The 14,713-nt window shown below is 59.3% G+C and carries 13 protein-coding genes and 1 tRNA gene; 9 read left to right on the forward strand and 5 right to left on the reverse strand.

Annotation, left to right across the window (positions count from 1 at the left end; translation table 11 throughout):
- Positions 1 to 224: 224 nt before the first annotated feature.
- From I6I94_RS08830 to I6I94_RS08840, 3 genes are all read right to left on the reverse strand, one after another.
- The gene (locus I6I94_RS08830; protein WP_371519048.1) at positions 225 to 2,423 is read right to left on the reverse strand and encodes an RNA degradosome polyphosphate kinase; all 2,199 of its coding nucleotides are present in this window, start codon (positions 2,421 to 2,423) and stop codon (positions 225 to 227) included.
- Between the two features lie 173 nt (positions 2,424 to 2,596).
- A complete protein-coding gene (gene mshD / locus I6I94_RS08835; RefSeq protein ID WP_201620628.1) occupies positions 2,597 to 3,643 on the reverse strand; it encodes a mycothiol synthase in 1,047 nt (348 codons plus the stop codon).
- A 126-nt stretch (positions 3,644 to 3,769) separates the two neighbouring features.
- On the reverse strand, positions 3,770 to 4,450 hold the full coding sequence (locus tag I6I94_RS08840) for a winged helix-turn-helix transcriptional regulator (RefSeq protein ID WP_023133184.1): 681 nt from the start codon (positions 4,448 to 4,450) through the stop codon (positions 3,770 to 3,772).
- Between the two features lie 628 nt (positions 4,451 to 5,078).
- Here I6I94_RS08840 and I6I94_RS08845 point away from each other — a divergent pair.
- From I6I94_RS08845 to I6I94_RS08855, 3 genes are all read left to right on the forward strand, one after another.
- Positions 5,079 to 5,756, forward strand: coding sequence for a nitrobindin family protein (locus I6I94_RS08845; protein WP_201620629.1), 678 nt, complete (start codon positions 5,079 to 5,081; stop codon positions 5,754 to 5,756).
- Positions 5,757 to 5,866: 110 nt separating this feature from the next.
- Entirely contained in the window at positions 5,867 to 7,075 is a 1,209-nt protein-coding gene (gene ygfZ / locus I6I94_RS08850) for a CAF17-like 4Fe-4S cluster assembly/insertion protein YgfZ (protein WP_128088071.1), read from the forward strand.
- Between the two features lie 109 nt (positions 7,076 to 7,184).
- The gene (locus I6I94_RS08855) at positions 7,185 to 7,862 is read left to right on the forward strand and encodes a hypothetical protein (protein WP_128088070.1); all 678 of its coding nucleotides are present in this window, start codon (positions 7,185 to 7,187) and stop codon (positions 7,860 to 7,862) included.
- Positions 7,863 to 8,112: 250 nt separating this feature from the next.
- On the opposite strand, the gene I6I94_RS08860 is transcribed toward I6I94_RS08855, so the two are convergent.
- Both I6I94_RS08860 and I6I94_RS08865 read right to left on the reverse strand, forming a co-directional pair.
- Complete coding sequence (locus tag I6I94_RS08860; RefSeq protein WP_201620630.1) at positions 8,113 to 9,144, reverse strand: 6-phosphofructokinase; 1,032 nt, start codon at positions 9,142 to 9,144, stop codon at positions 8,113 to 8,115.
- 266 nt (positions 9,145 to 9,410) lie between these two features.
- Positions 9,411 to 10,610 (reverse strand): pyridoxal phosphate-dependent aminotransferase, encoded by a 1,200-nt coding sequence (locus I6I94_RS08865; protein ID WP_201620631.1) that lies wholly within the window; start codon positions 10,608 to 10,610, stop codon positions 9,411 to 9,413.
- 435 nt (positions 10,611 to 11,045) lie between these two features.
- Between I6I94_RS08865 and I6I94_RS08870 the strand changes: the two genes are divergently transcribed.
- From I6I94_RS08870 to rplA, 6 genes are all read left to right on the forward strand, one after another.
- Positions 11,046 to 11,118: transfer RNA gene (locus I6I94_RS08870), tRNA-Trp, on the forward strand.
- 74 nt (positions 11,119 to 11,192) lie between these two features.
- Positions 11,193 to 11,456, forward strand: a complete 264-nt coding sequence (gene secE / locus I6I94_RS08875; protein ID WP_006887732.1) for a preprotein translocase subunit SecE — start codon at positions 11,193 to 11,195, stop codon at positions 11,454 to 11,456.
- Between the two features lie 73 nt (positions 11,457 to 11,529).
- Positions 11,530 to 12,312, forward strand: a complete 783-nt coding sequence (gene nusG, locus I6I94_RS08880; RefSeq protein ID WP_128088069.1) for a transcription termination/antitermination protein NusG — start codon at positions 11,530 to 11,532, stop codon at positions 12,310 to 12,312.
- Positions 12,313 to 12,538: 226 nt separating this feature from the next.
- Positions 12,539 to 13,093 carry a peptidoglycan recognition protein family protein gene (locus I6I94_RS08885; RefSeq protein ID WP_006887726.1) on the forward strand — a complete coding sequence of 185 codons (555 nt, stop codon included), beginning with the start codon at positions 12,539 to 12,541 and terminating at the stop codon, positions 13,091 to 13,093.
- A 267-nt stretch (positions 13,094 to 13,360) separates the two neighbouring features.
- Positions 13,361 to 13,789, forward strand: coding sequence for a 50S ribosomal protein L11 (gene rplK, locus I6I94_RS08890; RefSeq protein WP_006887755.1), 429 nt, complete (start codon positions 13,361 to 13,363; stop codon positions 13,787 to 13,789).
- A gap of 124 nt (positions 13,790 to 13,913) precedes the next feature.
- On the forward strand, positions 13,914 to 14,609 hold the full coding sequence (gene rplA, locus I6I94_RS08895; RefSeq protein ID WP_126500425.1) for a 50S ribosomal protein L1: 696 nt from the start codon (positions 13,914 to 13,916) through the stop codon (positions 14,607 to 14,609).
- Positions 14,610 to 14,713 lie beyond the last annotated feature (104 nt).

The raw sequence follows: 14,713 nt of genomic DNA on the forward strand, positions 1-14,713 counted from the left end.
TGGTCGGGGTGGAGCTGTTAGGCGTCCGTTCCTCCCATAACTATTCTAGGGGATTAAACGCCCCGTTCCGTCACCTGTGCGTTACCTTCCGTTTACTTTGGTGGTGGGGTCTGCTGCTCGGTGGCCTGCGAAAAGCGGCTTTCTGGCAGCCCGGTATGTGTGCAGGGGCGTTTCGCAGCTAGAAGCCACTTTTCGCAGGGGTGAGCCTCAGCGCCTCAGTGCGGTTACACCTTGTCCACGTTCTTCCGGGAGCGTGAACGCAGGTAGTGTGACTGCACATCCCTGAGCGGGTTACCCTCAGCGTCCTGGTTAAAACGTGTCCAGGTGCCGTTGGCGTCTAGATGCCAGGTGCGGGATTCGTCGCTCATGTACACCGTGAACATGTCGAGCAGATACTTAATGTGGCGGGGATCTTTGATCCGCACCAGCGCCTCGATACGGCGGTCGAGGTTGCGGTGCATCATATCGGCTGACCCGATGTAGACGATAGGCTCACCGTTGTTAGCGAAAGCAAACACGCGGGAGTGCTCCAGGAACCGCCCGAGCACCGAACGCACCCGGATGTTCTCACTGAGCCCGGGAACGCCGGGCCGTAGGGCACAGATTCCGCGTACCACCACATCCACGGGAACCCCAGCCTGTGAAGCACGGTAGAGCGAGTCGATAATCGCCTCATCCACTATGGAGTTGCACTTGATCTGGATGCGTGCCTCTTTGCCTGCCTTGTGGTTCTCAATCTCCTTTTCGATGCACTCGATCAGCCCGCTGCGTAGCGAGCGCGGTGCCACCAGCAGGGATTTGTAGCTGGTTTTGGGGGCGTACCCGGAGAGCTGGTTGAACAGGCGTGAGACGTCTTCGCAGATTTGCTCGTCGCACGTGATAATCCCCAGGTCTTCGTAGAACCGTGCGGTGGAGGGGTGGTAGTTGCCGGTGCCGATGTGCGCGTAGCGGCGCAGCTGGTTGCCTTCGCGGCGCACCACCAGGGAGAGCTTGCAGTGGGTTTTGAGACCCACGATGCCGTACACTACGTGCACGCCTGCACGTTCGAGTTTCCGGGCCCACGAGATGTTTGCTTCCTCATCGAAACGGGCTTTGATTTCGACGAGGGCAACAACCTGCTTACCTGCTTCTGCCGCCTCAATGAGGGCGTCTACGATGGGGGAGTCGCCGCTGGTGCGGTACAGGGTCTGCTTGATTGCCTGCACACGCGGGTCGGCTGCGGCCTGGGCGAGGAACGCCTGCACACTGGTGGCGAACGAGTCGTAGGGGTGGTGCAGCAGCACATCGTGGTCACGTGCTGCGGCGAATACGTTCGCTTCTTTAGCGGTTTCGGCGGCGTTGAGCCAGCGGGAAGTGTGGGCAATATGTTTGGGGTAGTGCAGGGCGGGCCGGTTGGCGCGCACGATTGCACCCACACCGCGCAGGTCTAGGGGCGCGGGCAGCTTGTACACCTCGGATTCGTCAATGTTCAGCTCGGAGATGAGCAGGTCAAGGATTGTGGGGTTGATCGTATCTTCAACCTCAAGGCGCACGGGCGGGCCGAATCGGCGGCGCAGCAGCTCTTTTTCGAGCGCCTGCAGCAGGTTTTCGGCGTCGTCCTCTTCAACTTCAAGGTCTTCGTTGCGGGTCACCCGGAAGACGTGGTGTTCCACCACTTCCATGCCGGGGAAGAGCGTGTCTAGGTGCTCGGCGATAATCGTTTCCAGCGGGATGTACCGTGACTCTTTCCCGGCGGTGTTGGCGGCGCGTGCACCATCAACCGAGATCATGCGGTCGAGCTGGTCGGGTACTTTCACGCGTGCGAACAGTTCTTTGCCGGTTTGCGGGTTGCGCACCAGCACCGCCAGGTTCAGCGAAAGCCCCGAGATGTAGGGGAACGGGTGTGCCGGGTCTACCGCCAGCGGGGTGAGTACCGGGAAAATATCGCGCAGGAACTCTTGGCGCAGACGGGTCTTGGCGTCTGCGTCTAAGTCATCCCAGCCCACAATATGAATGTTCTGTTCTTCCAGTTCGGGAAGTACCTGCTGGTGGAAGACCTGCGCGTGTCGCTCCTGCAGCTGGTGTGCGGCAGTGGCTATTGCCTCCATCTGCTCGTCTGGGGTGAGCCCGGCGGCGGATGGTACGGCGAGCCCGGTGGCGATACGGCGTTTGAGCCCGGCCACTCGCACCATGAAGAATTCGTCAAGGTTCGAGGCCACGATAGAAAGAAAATTCAGCCGTTCCAGCAGGTACAGGTCGGGGTCTTCGGCGAGTTCGAGCACGCGCGTATTAAAGTCGAGCCAGCTGCTTTCGCGGTCGAGGAACCGTTCGGTGCCGAAATCGCCTTCAAGGCTGGGCAGGGTGATTTTTTCGCCTGCTTCGATGCGGTCGCTGCGTGTTTCGGCGCGCTCAATCTTTGAGACGTCGTTCCCGATGTGAATCACCCCGGTGACGGGTGCGGGCTCTTTGGTTTTCTTTTGCGGGGTTTTAGGTGCCACAGTGTTCCTTTCGGTCGATCATATTTTTCGGTGTTCCTCTAACCGGGGGCCTCATCGCCCTCCGGTAAAGGAACGAACGTTCTTTACAGGTGCGGGTGGGTTTACCTGTGTAGTGCCGCTTATTCGCCTGATGCCGGGCGGGCTGGGGCGTACATGCGGTCAATAGTTGCCACCGCAAAGCCCAGCGACTCGTACAACGCCACCGCCGGGGTGTTGTCTGCATCCACGTACAGTTCGATGGACCGCAGCGGCACGTTGTGTTCGTCATGCGCCAGCGCCAGGTACGCCAGCCCGCGCAGCACCAGGGTCCGGCCCAAGCCGCCGCCTTGAGCACTTGGGCTAACACCTACCACGTAGATTTCACCGGCCGGTGACAGTGCCGTGGCGGGCTGAGAGCGCGGTATTTTCGTCCACGTGAATGCGGCGATGCTGCTGGGGTTTTCACGGTCGCTGGCAATGAAGAACCCTTCGGGGCGGAACCAGTCGGCGCCGGTGCGTTCACGCAGGTCTGCGAGGGTCAGCCGCCCCTGCTCGGGGTGGTGGGCGAATGCCTGGGCGTTGACCCGCAGCCAGGGCTGCTCGTCGTCACGGGTGTAGGTGCGCAGCAGCAGGTCATCGGGCAGCTGGCGGGCGTCGGAGGCCTCCACCAGGTTCTCCCGTGTCTGCGGATCCAGCGGCAGCACCATCTTGTACAGCACCCGCACCGGTTTGAACCCTTCAGCTTTCGCCAGCGCATTCGCGGGTGACTCAATACCGGTGTCCTGCGCGCTGCCGTGCACCCACAGGTTGTACAAGGAAGCTTCGGCCCCGAGCTCGGCGATCGCCAGTTCGAAGAATTCCTGGCCCAGGTGCACGCCCCGCGCATCCGGGTGAACAGCCGCCTCAATGACCCCCGGAACCGTGTCCTGCTGCCCGCCGGATGCGGGCACCGCCACCAGCGCCGCCGCAAGGTAGCCGGCTCGCTCCAGCACAAATACGCGCGGGGGCACCGCATCGTGCGTGGCGAGCGCCTTACTCAGCTCAATGCGGGTCTGTTCGGAGAAGGCAGGGGTGCCGTCGTGCGCCTGCACTGTGGCGGCAAAGTCATCGAACCGCGCCAAGAACTCGTCACTGAGCACGGGCTGAGTGAAAGAGACCGCTTCGGGGGTGAACTGCTCTGGTGCCATGTACGCCTTCTTTCCGCTGTGCCTTCTGTGTTTAACTCTATCGGTTTTCTGTGCGGTTTGGTGACGGTTGAGGGGTGTATTACCCTGCGCTGAACCTCGGCGTATGCGGTGTGCTGCGGCGGCGGGTTAGCGCTGGGCGTTAAAGCTGTACCCCACGTTGCGTACAGTTGAGATCATCTGCTCATATTCGGTGCCGAGTTTAGAGCGCAGCCGCCGCACGTGCACATCCACGGTGCGGGTGCCGCCATAGTAGGCGTCGTACCCCCACACCTCCGAGAGCAGCTGGGCGCGGGTGAACACCCGGCCGGGGTATTGCGCCATGAACTTCAGCAGCTCAAACTCTTTGAACGTGAGGTTCAGTGCGACGCCGTTGAGGTACGCCGAGTACGCTGGGGCATCAATATACAGGGCCCCTACCCGGATGATTTGTGCGGAGTTTTCGGTGTCTGCGGAAGATTCCGGGGAGGTGACGACCAGGCGCAGGCGTGCATCCAGCTCGGATGGAGACACCTGGTCGAGCACAATATCGTCCACCATCCATGCTGAAGAGACAGCCGCCATCCCGCCTTCGGTGAGCACCATCATGAGCGGGACGTCTAATCCCGCCGTTTTGAGCGCCTGCGCCGTGTTGCGTGCCTCAATGAGTTTGCGGCGGGCATCAATCATCACAACATCGTGGTGCGCCGTCTCAAAACGTTTCGCGGAGGTAGCCAGGGGGTACAGGTCCACGCGGTGGCTGAGCACGCTCAGGGCGGCGATATCGGACTGCTCGCCGGAAGCGTCGCTCAGTAGCGTAATGCGGTACATGGGCCCTCCTGGGTTTTACCTGGTAGAACACCATTTTACCCGTCGGGGTGTGAGCCCCCTGTACGAACGCTGTGCGCGCTACCCGGTGCGGCCGGTTAAGAGGCGGGCCTGCTCGGTGGCGGTGCGGGCCAAGGGGCTGGTTGAGTTACCTGAAATAACCTGAGGTTAACATTAGGGCCGGGCGCGCATCCGCTGTGATATTTTTTAAGCATGGATAACATTTTTGCTCTTGAAATCTTCTTTATCTGCCTGCTGGGCCTGGCATCTATCTGCATCGCAATTGGTGCGTTGAAGGTGCTTCTGGGCCTGTACCGCGGCCAGAAGTAAACCTGTACGCAGCGAACACGGGGCACACCGTTCGTGCCCTGCTGGTTTGTATAGGTTTATGCGGCGCTAAGGGCTGTAACGGTGCGGTTCATGACGGCCCAGGTGCGGCTCCAGCTGGCGGGGTACAGCACCTTATCGCAACCTCCTCAGGGCGGCTTAATAGCGTGGTGATGCGCATACTGGCCCTTACACTGGGTGAGCTTTAGAACGTGAGACGTGGACGTCTGGGGCGGTTATTCCGGTAGGGAAATTAGCTGCCTCATATGGTAGTGTGTGCCCGCGCACCGTTAGACTGGTGTGTATGGCAATTGAAATTCCAAGCAACTTAACCCCCGAACTTGTGCCTTTCTCGTGGCTCCTTGGAACCTGGGAGGGCACTGGTACCATGTGGTACAAAGAGCAGGAGAAAACCCCTTTTGGCCAGATTATTACCTTCACCCAAGACGGCCTGCCGTACCTGGAATACCGAGCAGAGTCGTTCCTGCTGGATGATAGCGGGCAGAAGCTGCGCCCCATCACTATAGAAACAGGGTTCTGGCAGATTGACCGCCCCCTCACCGACGCGGATGGCGGGTTTGGGCTGGTGCCTAAAGACATTGTTCCCGCTTTCGCCGACGCGGAATCGGTCGAAACCCTCCGCAACGAAGATGACGGATTTAACCTGATCGCCACTATCGCCCACCCCGGCGGCATCAGTGAAAACTATGTGGGCATGGTCAAAGGGCCCGTGGTGCGTATGCAGACGGCAAACCTGATTCGCGACGATATCTCCCACCAGTACGCCGGTTCGGTGCGCCTGTGGGGGCTGGTGAACGGCAACCTCATGTGGGACTGGGAGATCGCAGATAACGAAGGGAACCTGCACAAGCACGCCTCCGCAGAACTGCGAAAAACCTCATCCATGTCCGGAGATTCGCTGGGCACCGGCATGTTTGGTTCCCTCGACGACGGCGCAGAAGAAGGCTCCGCCGAAAACTAGGACTACGCCACACAGCATAGAACCCGCACACCCGCCGCCCCGTTGTGGTGTGCGGGTTTTGCAGACCGCCTGGCCGTCACTCACGATCAGAAAGCATGAGAGGAACCATCATGAGCACCGCCGAAAATATTGCCGCTGATGCACCCGAATACACCCCTATACCCAGCCCCCTCATGCAGGTACACGGTGCCTTCGCCGCAGATGGGCCGGATGCGGGCGTCGCGGCGCACTACGGCAATCCCCTCGCCGAACAGCGTGCTTTAGTCCGCGACCGTGGAGCCACCACGGGGGACCCCGTAGTTGTGGACCGTTCCTCTCTTGGCGTCGTGAGGGTCTCGGGGCCCGACCGCGCCAGCTGGCTCACCTCCCTCGCATCCCAGATTTTGACCGACATGAACCCGGGGGACAGCCGCGAATTTTTACTACTCTCCCCGCAGGGACGCATCGAATATGCACCCGCCGCCGTCGAGGACGGGCAAGCGCTCTGGCTCGTCGTCGAGGGTGCACAGGCGGAGCCGCTGACCGACTACCTGAACCGCATGAAGTTCATGCTTCGCGTCGATATTGAGAATATGAGCGGCGACTATGCCGTCGTTGAGACCGCCCGAAACCCGCGCGGAAAACAGGGTGCGGCCCATCCTGCCTTTGCGGATGCCCTGATCTGGCGCGACCCGTGGACGGCACTCGTCGAAGGCGGCTACCATTACAGCGCAACGCCTGATTCGCATCCCGGTACCGACTACGAACGGTACCTGAGCATTATTCCCCGCGAAAAGCTCACCACCCTCACGGAGGGTGCTCAGCTGGCGGGCGTCTGGGCGGCTGAGGCGCTGCGCATCGAAGCCTGGCGCCCGCGCGCAGGCACCGAAGTTGATAATAAAACCATTCCGCAAGAGCTGGACTACACCCGCACCGCCGTGCACTTCGAGAAGGGATGCTACAAGGGGCAGGAAACCGTTGCGCGTGTGCACAACTTGGGGCATCCGCCGCGTCGCCTGGTCTTTCTCGACCTTGACGGTTCTGAGCACACCCTGCCTGCAGCGGGCAGCGAACTCTTTGTAGAGGGTAAACCCCGTGCGGTGGGGCGCATCACCTCGGTGGCGCTGCATCATGAGGCGGGCCCCATAGCGCTCGCCGTCATTAAGCGGGCTGTGGACCCTGCGGCACCTCTGCGTGCGGTAGATACCGGTGAGGCCGCAACCGATGAATCCTCAGCCCCCGCGACCGAATACGCTGCGGCGCAGACTCTCATCGTCTCTCCCGAGGCTGGCGAAATTGCCCGCAAATCCGTTGCGGGGCAAGACTTCCTCAAACGCTAGGAGCCTTCCGGTTTGCTGGGCAGGCTATTTGATAGTGCACAGGATTGCTACTTCTGAAACTTCACTATAATAACGGTGATTGTCAGGTGGCCGTGGTACATTCAGGTACATGAGTGAACAGACTTCCGGGCATCACGACGATTCTTATCAGCCACACCGGTCAGAAAGCCACACGGAAAAACACCGAGAACCAACGGTTCAGCCATCCGCACCTGGCGGGAACTACCCTGACGCTGTACAACAGGGCGCAAGGCTTGAGGTGCAACAGCCTCCAGCTGCTAAGGTACGCCCGCACACACCGCTGAAATGGCTCTACGGTGTGCGCATCGCTATTTTTGTGATCTTACTGGTGGTAAATGTCGTGTCCACGGTGGTGTTTCTTATATTTATTCTGGCGGAGGGCTCCAATGGATATGGTCCAAGCACAGAGACCTACCTTCAGTGGGCCATGCCTTCGTTTCTGATTTCGGCAGTGTATACGGCGTATCTGGTAGCACAGATTATTGCCGCTATCCTGTACCTGCGTAACCGGGCTCTTGTGTACATTATCGTGGTCAATATTATTGGTGCGCTGTGGGGCCTGTACGGAACTGCTCGTCTGGTGTACCAAATAATCTCTGGGACAGCGTTCTTCACGGAGCAGGACCCGCAGAGGCTGCTGGCCTTCACAGCCGACAAAATCGATATGGTGCTGTGCTTCCTTTTTGCGACGCTGGCTATTATGACGTTCAAAAAACGCCGTACCCAGCCACAGCCGTCCACGGAAAACACCCCGACGTCACTGTAGCGTCACAGGCTGCTCGCAAACCTCTGTGACGCTACAGTATTTTCGCCCACTGGCGGGGTTAGCGGCCCCGTACCCGTCGTAAAGACGGCCGCGCGCTAGTACGTATCGGCTAGTGCTTGTACCGGTAGATAAACGCGGCCATCGCATCACGGTGAATCGGGGCGCCCGGTGAAAAATCACCAGGCACCCCCTCTGCGTTCAATATATCTGTGTGTTCGATGGCCCTAACCCACTCGTTAGGGGCCAGCGTCTAGCGGCCGAACAGTACGGCCGCCTCGTCCCAGCGTTCCTGCGGTACCATTTTCAGCCCGTCAAGTGCCTCCTCAAGCGGAACGTACACAATATTGGTGGCCTGCAGCGACACCATCTTGCCCCAGAGCTTCTGGTTCACCATATCCACCGCGCCCATACCCAGGCGGGTTGCCAGCACCCGGTCAAAACCGGTTGGTGCGCCACCGCGCTGAATATGCCCCAGGATGGTGTTGCGGGTTTCAATACCGGTGCGGGTCTCAATCTCGTGGGTAATGTATTCACCGATACCACCCAGGCGGGGCCGCCCGTCTTTTTCGGTACCCTTATTCGCCATGACCTCGTCAGAGCCTTCGGGGATGAACCCTTCCGCAACCACCACCAGGGGGGAGCGGCCACGGTCATGTACCTCTTTCACCCACTGGCAGACCTCGTCCATTGACACCTTCACCTCGGGGATGAGAATCGCGTGTGCGCCGGAGGCCATGCCGGAGTTCAACGCGATCCACCCCACGTGACGGCCCATCACCTCGGCCACCATGCACCGGTGGTGTGACTCGCCGGTGGTGCGAATACGGTCCATTGCCTCAGTCGCAATGGAAACAGCCGTGTCGAACCCGAACGTGTAATCGGTGGCGCGCAGGTCATTATCGATAGTTTTTGGCACACCAATAACAGGAAGACCCGCATCCGCCAGGCGCTTGGCCCCGGCCAGGGTGCCTTCACCGCCGATGGCGACAATGGCGTCAATCCCGTGGCGTTCCATCATAATTTCGATGTTTTCGGGTCCGCCGTTAGGTCCATCAAAGGGGTTGGTGCGCGAGGTGCCGATAATAGTGCCGCCCTGGCTGGCCAGGCCGCGCACCTTAGTGCGGGGCAGATCCATGAAATCCCCATCGACGACGCCACGCCACCCGTCACGAAAACCGACGAATTCGTAGCCGTACTTCTTGACACCGTTGAGAACTGCGCCGCGGATAACGGCGTTGAGACCGGGGCAGTCGCCTCCGGAGGTAAGCAGACCGATTTTCATGATGGCTCCTTGGGTTGGCGCCCGCAGGTGTTGGGTTTAGGCGCGCGGTCATATAATGATGGCCTCCGCAAAGCTTGTGCGACGCGTTAAGCAACGCGTGGCACGAGCCCGGGAGGCCGTTCTCTTGCTATCTATTCTAGCGCGTTTGGGTTGTGTGGGTAAGTGTTGGGTTGGGTGTGTTTTTACCGAAATGATGCCGAAGTCCGGCAGAAAAGTTCAGGTAATAGGCACCTAAATCAACGTACCGGGTGTGACTGAGACGGTTCCTACCGCGCACTTCCCAAAAACTTCTGCAGACGCTCCACACCCTCGGCGAGGTCTTCGTCGCTGAGCGCATAGGAGAGCCGCAGGTACCCGCTGGGGCCGAACGCCTCACCCGGCACCACCGCCACAAGCGCCTTCTCCAGGATGAGGTCGGCCAGCTCGGCGGAAGTCTGCGGACGCACCCCGTCAAATTCCTTACCGAGTAGCCCGCGCACATCCGGGTAGGCGTAGAACGCACCCTGCGGGGTGGGGCAGTGCACGCCCTCAATGGCGTTGAGCCCGGCAACAATAGCCTTACGCCGCCGGTCGAACGCGGCATGCATGACCGCGACCTCATCCTGCGGGCCGGCCAGTGCCGCCAGCGCCGCACGCTGGGCGATATTGTTCACGTTTGAGCTCAAATGCGATTGCAGGTTTGAGGCGGCCGCGATAACATCCTGCGGGCCAACCATCCAGCCCACACGCCACCCCGTCATGGCGTACGTTTTCGCCACACCATTGAGGATGATGCAGTTCGGGGTGAGCTCCGGAACCACCTTGAGAATAGAGACCGAATTAACACCGTCGTAGGTGAGGTGCTCATAGATTTCGTCGGTGAACACAAAAATCCCCTTCGCGAGCGCCCACTGCCCGATAGCGCGCGTCTCTTCCTCGGTGTAGACCGAACCAGTTGGGTTTGAGGGGGAGACGAACAGCAGGGCTTTTGTGGCGGGGGTGTAGGCGGCCTCCAGCTGCTCAACGGTGACCTTATAGTCTTGCTCGCTTCCAGCAAAAACCTCAATGGGGTTTCCGCCCGCTAAGCGGATGCACTCAGGGTAGGTGGTCCAGTAGGGGGCGGGTAAAAGAACGTCGTCGCCCGTATCAATAACAGTCGCAAACGCCTCGTAGACCGCCTGCTTACCCCCGTTGGTGACGAGCACCTGTGAGGGGTCAACCTGCACACCGGAGTCACGGAGGGTCTTCTCAGCAATGGCCTGTTTCAGCTCAGGCAATCCGGCAGAGGGGGAGTAGCGGAAGTTCTTCGGGTCGTTAAGTGCCTGACGGGCGGCCTCTACAATGTGCGCGGGAGTGGGAAAATCAGGTTCTCCCGCACCGAAACCGATCACCGGCTGACCGTCGGCTTTGAGCGCCTTGGCCTTGGAATCGACGACGAGGGTTGCTGAAGGGGTGATGGCGGCAATACGGCTGGCAATACGCGGCATTCTCTCTCGCTTTCATAGTGTTCTGCACCAATACTTCAGTGCAAAATTCGGTGATAAGCCCGGTGTAGTCCACCCTTAGCGGCCCGAAGGTGCGTGTGCGTGGGGCTGCGTGCTGGGCACCTTCCTACTATGATAGGGGGTTACCGCCGGTCGGCGGAAGCGCATCTTAGCCTGCGTCTTGGGTGTGCTCAGAGTGTGCGTGCGCTAACTGTGCTGCATGTTGGGCGGAGAAACGCTTCAGTGCGGAGGCGGCGGATTCGCGGAAAATATTTGCGGTTCAAGTTGCCAAGCGGGCTTTGTATGGTCTAGAGTTGTTTCTGCACCCGCTACTAGGGTGCATTAGTTTGTTCCCTTGTATAGCCGCCGGCTGTGAGGCATTCGAGGGTGCAAACACGTGGGGAGCAACACCCCACACCGACGGAGTGGAAGCTTCGAAGGGCGGTGGCTCAATTGGTAGAGCAGCGGTCTCCAAAACCGCAGGTTGCAGGTTCGAGTCCTGTCCGCCCTGCTAGTGCCTCAATGAAATGTTCTGTGCGTACCGGTTATAGGGCGCCATGTTAGACAGTAGAAAGGGGCGAGGAGATGGCTAAATCTGCTACCGCCGAGACGGTTTCTGAGTCCGCTGAGGATAAGACACGGCGAAGCCTATTCCAGTACATCCGTGAGGTGATTACGGAGCTTAAGAAGGTCACCACCCCCACCCGTAAAGAGCTGATTGGCTACTTCTTCGGCGTGCTTTTCTTTGTTGTTTTTATGCTTCTGTTAATTTCGGGTCTGGATTGGGTGTTCGGTCAGGGCGCCTTCTGGGTCTTCGGTAACGGAACCATTCAGACGGGCGGAAGCTAAGCCCGTACCCGCATCAATTCGCCCCGCCACCTGGCGCCGGGCACAGGTAACGAACTGAGAAAGTAGGAGCGACGTGCCCGAGAAGGATATGGTATCCGAGGTTGAAGAGGTCGAGGTGGAACCCGCTGAGGCCGAAACTTTTGAAGACGAAGTAGAGGAAATCGGCAGCATCGCAGCTGATGAGCAGCCCGCTGCGGACACCGCTGAGCAGGAGCCTGAAACGGAGGAGTCTCAGAGCTCCGCAGAGGCTGCTGCCGCTGCCGACCCGCTGGAGGAGTTCAAAGCGAAGTTGCGCCGCCAGATCGGTGACTGGTATGTGGTACACACCTACTCGGGGTACGAGAATAAGGTGAAGGCCGGGATTGAGACCCGCATCCAGAACCTGGAGGCCGAGGATGAGGTGTTCGAGGTTCAGGTTCCCATGGAGACCGTTGTTGAGTACAAGAACACGGTGAAAAAGACCATCCGCCGCGTACGTGTGCCCGGTTATGTGCTGGTGCGCATGGATTTGACCGACCACTCGTGGGGCGTGGTGCGCCACACCCCCGGTGTGACCGGGTTCGTTGGTCAGGACGCATACAACCCCATGCCGCTGCGTATGGATGAGGTGTTCGATATGCTCCTGCCGGTCTTTGAAGAAGAGCAGCAGAGCAAGGGCCTGCCCACTCCTCAGCCTGTGGTCGAATCCGACTACTCGGTGGGCGATAATGTTCGCGTGAAGTCCGGCCCGTTTGAGGGTATGGACGCCACGATATCCGAGATTAAGCCCGAGGCGCAGGAAGTCGTCACCCTCATCTCGGTGTTCGAACGTGACACCCCGGTGACCTTGAAATTCAGCCAGATCGAGAAGATGTAAACTCTTTTCTGACTCTGAACGTATCAGCCTCTTGGGGCGGTGCAAGAACCCGTTTTCTTGCACCGCCCCAAGAGGTTTTTATGCGGGCGGTACGGTTGGATCTGAGACGGCGGTGCTTATGCTGAGGGTGCTTAACCTCTTGCGCCCGCAGAATTAGGATGGCAGGGTAGATACTGTACCAGCGGGAACCTGCCGCTTCACCGATGCACGAGAGAGAAGGCACCTCATGAGCTACGAGCTGATCACGACATCTAAGACTAAAAACCGTCACATCAACTACCGTAAGCTGAGCGATGTTCTGTATGGCGTCGTTCACTGGTGGGGTGACGATAAGGGAAAGTCTTTTGATGAAACCGTTAACTTCCTGTGCAATAACGACCGTAAGGTATCCGCGAACTATGTGGTAGAAGCCGGTCGTGTCGCTCAGATCGCCGATGATCAGGATGTAGCTCTTCACGCGGGACAGTGGGAGGTGAATGAGGTGTCAATCGGGCTGGAGAACCGACCCGATTGCCGCTCCGAGGATCTGGACACGCTGGCGCAGCTCATTGCAGATATTGAGGTGCGGCTGGGGCATTCGCTGTACCTGATTGGGCACCGGGATATTATTAGCACCTCATGCCCCGGTGAGTATTATCCTCACCTTCCCGAACTGATTCATCGGGTGAACACCATCAAGGCCGGGATGAATAACGCCCCGGCTGCTCTGACCGCACAGGAGCGGGCAGACCGCCTGGCTAAACTGCAAGAGCTGAAGCAGAAGAAAAAGCAGGCTGCCTAGAACTACCAACACCCGCCGGACGGTAACCGTGGTGCGGGGGGCGCACAGTGTGACGGGGAGATAACTCACTACCCATCCCTCCCCGTTTTGTCAGCCGTGTTCACGCAGGAATCCAGTGGATTAAAAATGCGATTAACGGTAGAATATTCGCTTGTGTATGCGCATGTTCACGCTTTCATGCGCCCGCACGGGTGGCCGCGCCACGGTCACCGTCTGCTGGCGTACGCTCCTGTGCGTCAGTTTCCCAGCTAAGAAAAGGACCTAACATTGGCTCCCAAGAAGAAGGTCACCGGCCTTATTAAGCTGCAGATCCAGGCAGGCGCCGCTAACCCGGCTCCGCCCGTCGGCCCGGCACTGGGCTCGCACGGCGTGAACATTATGGAGTTCTGCAAGGCATACAACGCTGCTACCGAATCGCAGCGCGGTAACGTGATCCCCGTTGAAATTACCGTATACGAGGATCGTTCCTTCACCTTCATTACGAAGACCCCTCCGGCCGCTGAGATGATCAAGAAAGCCGCCGGTGTTGCGAAGGGCTCAGCAACCCCGCACACCGTGAAGGTTGGTTCGATCACCGAGGCTCAGGCACGTGAGATCGCCGAGACCAAGATGCCCGACCTGAACGCGAACGACCTGGATGCCGCAACCAAGATCGTTGCCGGCACCGCTCGCTCCATGGGTATCACCGTCGAGTAGTCTAAGCCGTTTTTCGGCAACCGCGGTTTTCGCGTTTTAACTTGTAAATGCCCACGTTTGAGCGTGGGATGTGGCAGAGCCGAGCGCGGCTCACGAGACCACAACTGCATAAGGAGATAAGCAGATGGCAAAGCGCAGCAAGGCGTACAAGGCGGCTGTAGCCAAGATTGAAGAGGGTAAACTCTACACCCCCGCCGAGGCAGTAGCCCTGGCGAAGGAGACTTCCTCCGCTAAAACCGATGCAACCGTTGAGGTGGCTCTGCGCCTTTCGGTTGACCCCCGTAAGGCCGACCAGATGGTTCGCGGCACCGTGAACCTGCCGCACGGCACCGGTAAGACCGCCCGCGTGGTTGTTATTGCCGCAGGCGATAAGGCTGCCGCAGCTGAGGCAGCGGGCGCCGACTATGTCGGTTCGGACGAGCTGATTGCTAAGATCGCGGGCGGCTGGACCGACTTCGACGCTGCAGTTGCAACCCCCGATATGATGGGTAAAGTTGGTCGCCTGGGTAAGGTTCTGGGTCCCCGTAACCTCATGCCGAACCCCAAGACCGGCACCGTGACCATGGACGTTGCAAAGGCTGTTGCCGACATTAAGGGCGGCAAGATCGACTTCCGCGTTGACCGCAACTCGAACCTGCACTTCATTATCGGCAAGGCATCCTTCTCTGCTGAGCAGCTCGCGGAGAACTTCGCGGCAGCCCTGGAAGAGGTTAACCGTTTGAAGCCCTCTTCGGCTAAGGGCCGCTACATTTCGAAGGCTACCATTGCGACCACCTTCGGCCCCGGCATTCCGGTGGATCCGGCAGAGGTCGCTGCATAAGACGCTGTAGCGTTACCAGCTTTCATACAAAGAGTCCGTTATCCCGGTGGGGTGGCGGGCTCTTTGCTGCTTGTGGTGGGGTTATGATGCGTCGCAAAGCCGCA

Source organism: Rothia aeria, from assembly GCF_016726365.1.
GTDB lineage: Bacteria > Actinomycetota > Actinomycetes > Actinomycetales > Micrococcaceae > Rothia > Rothia aeria.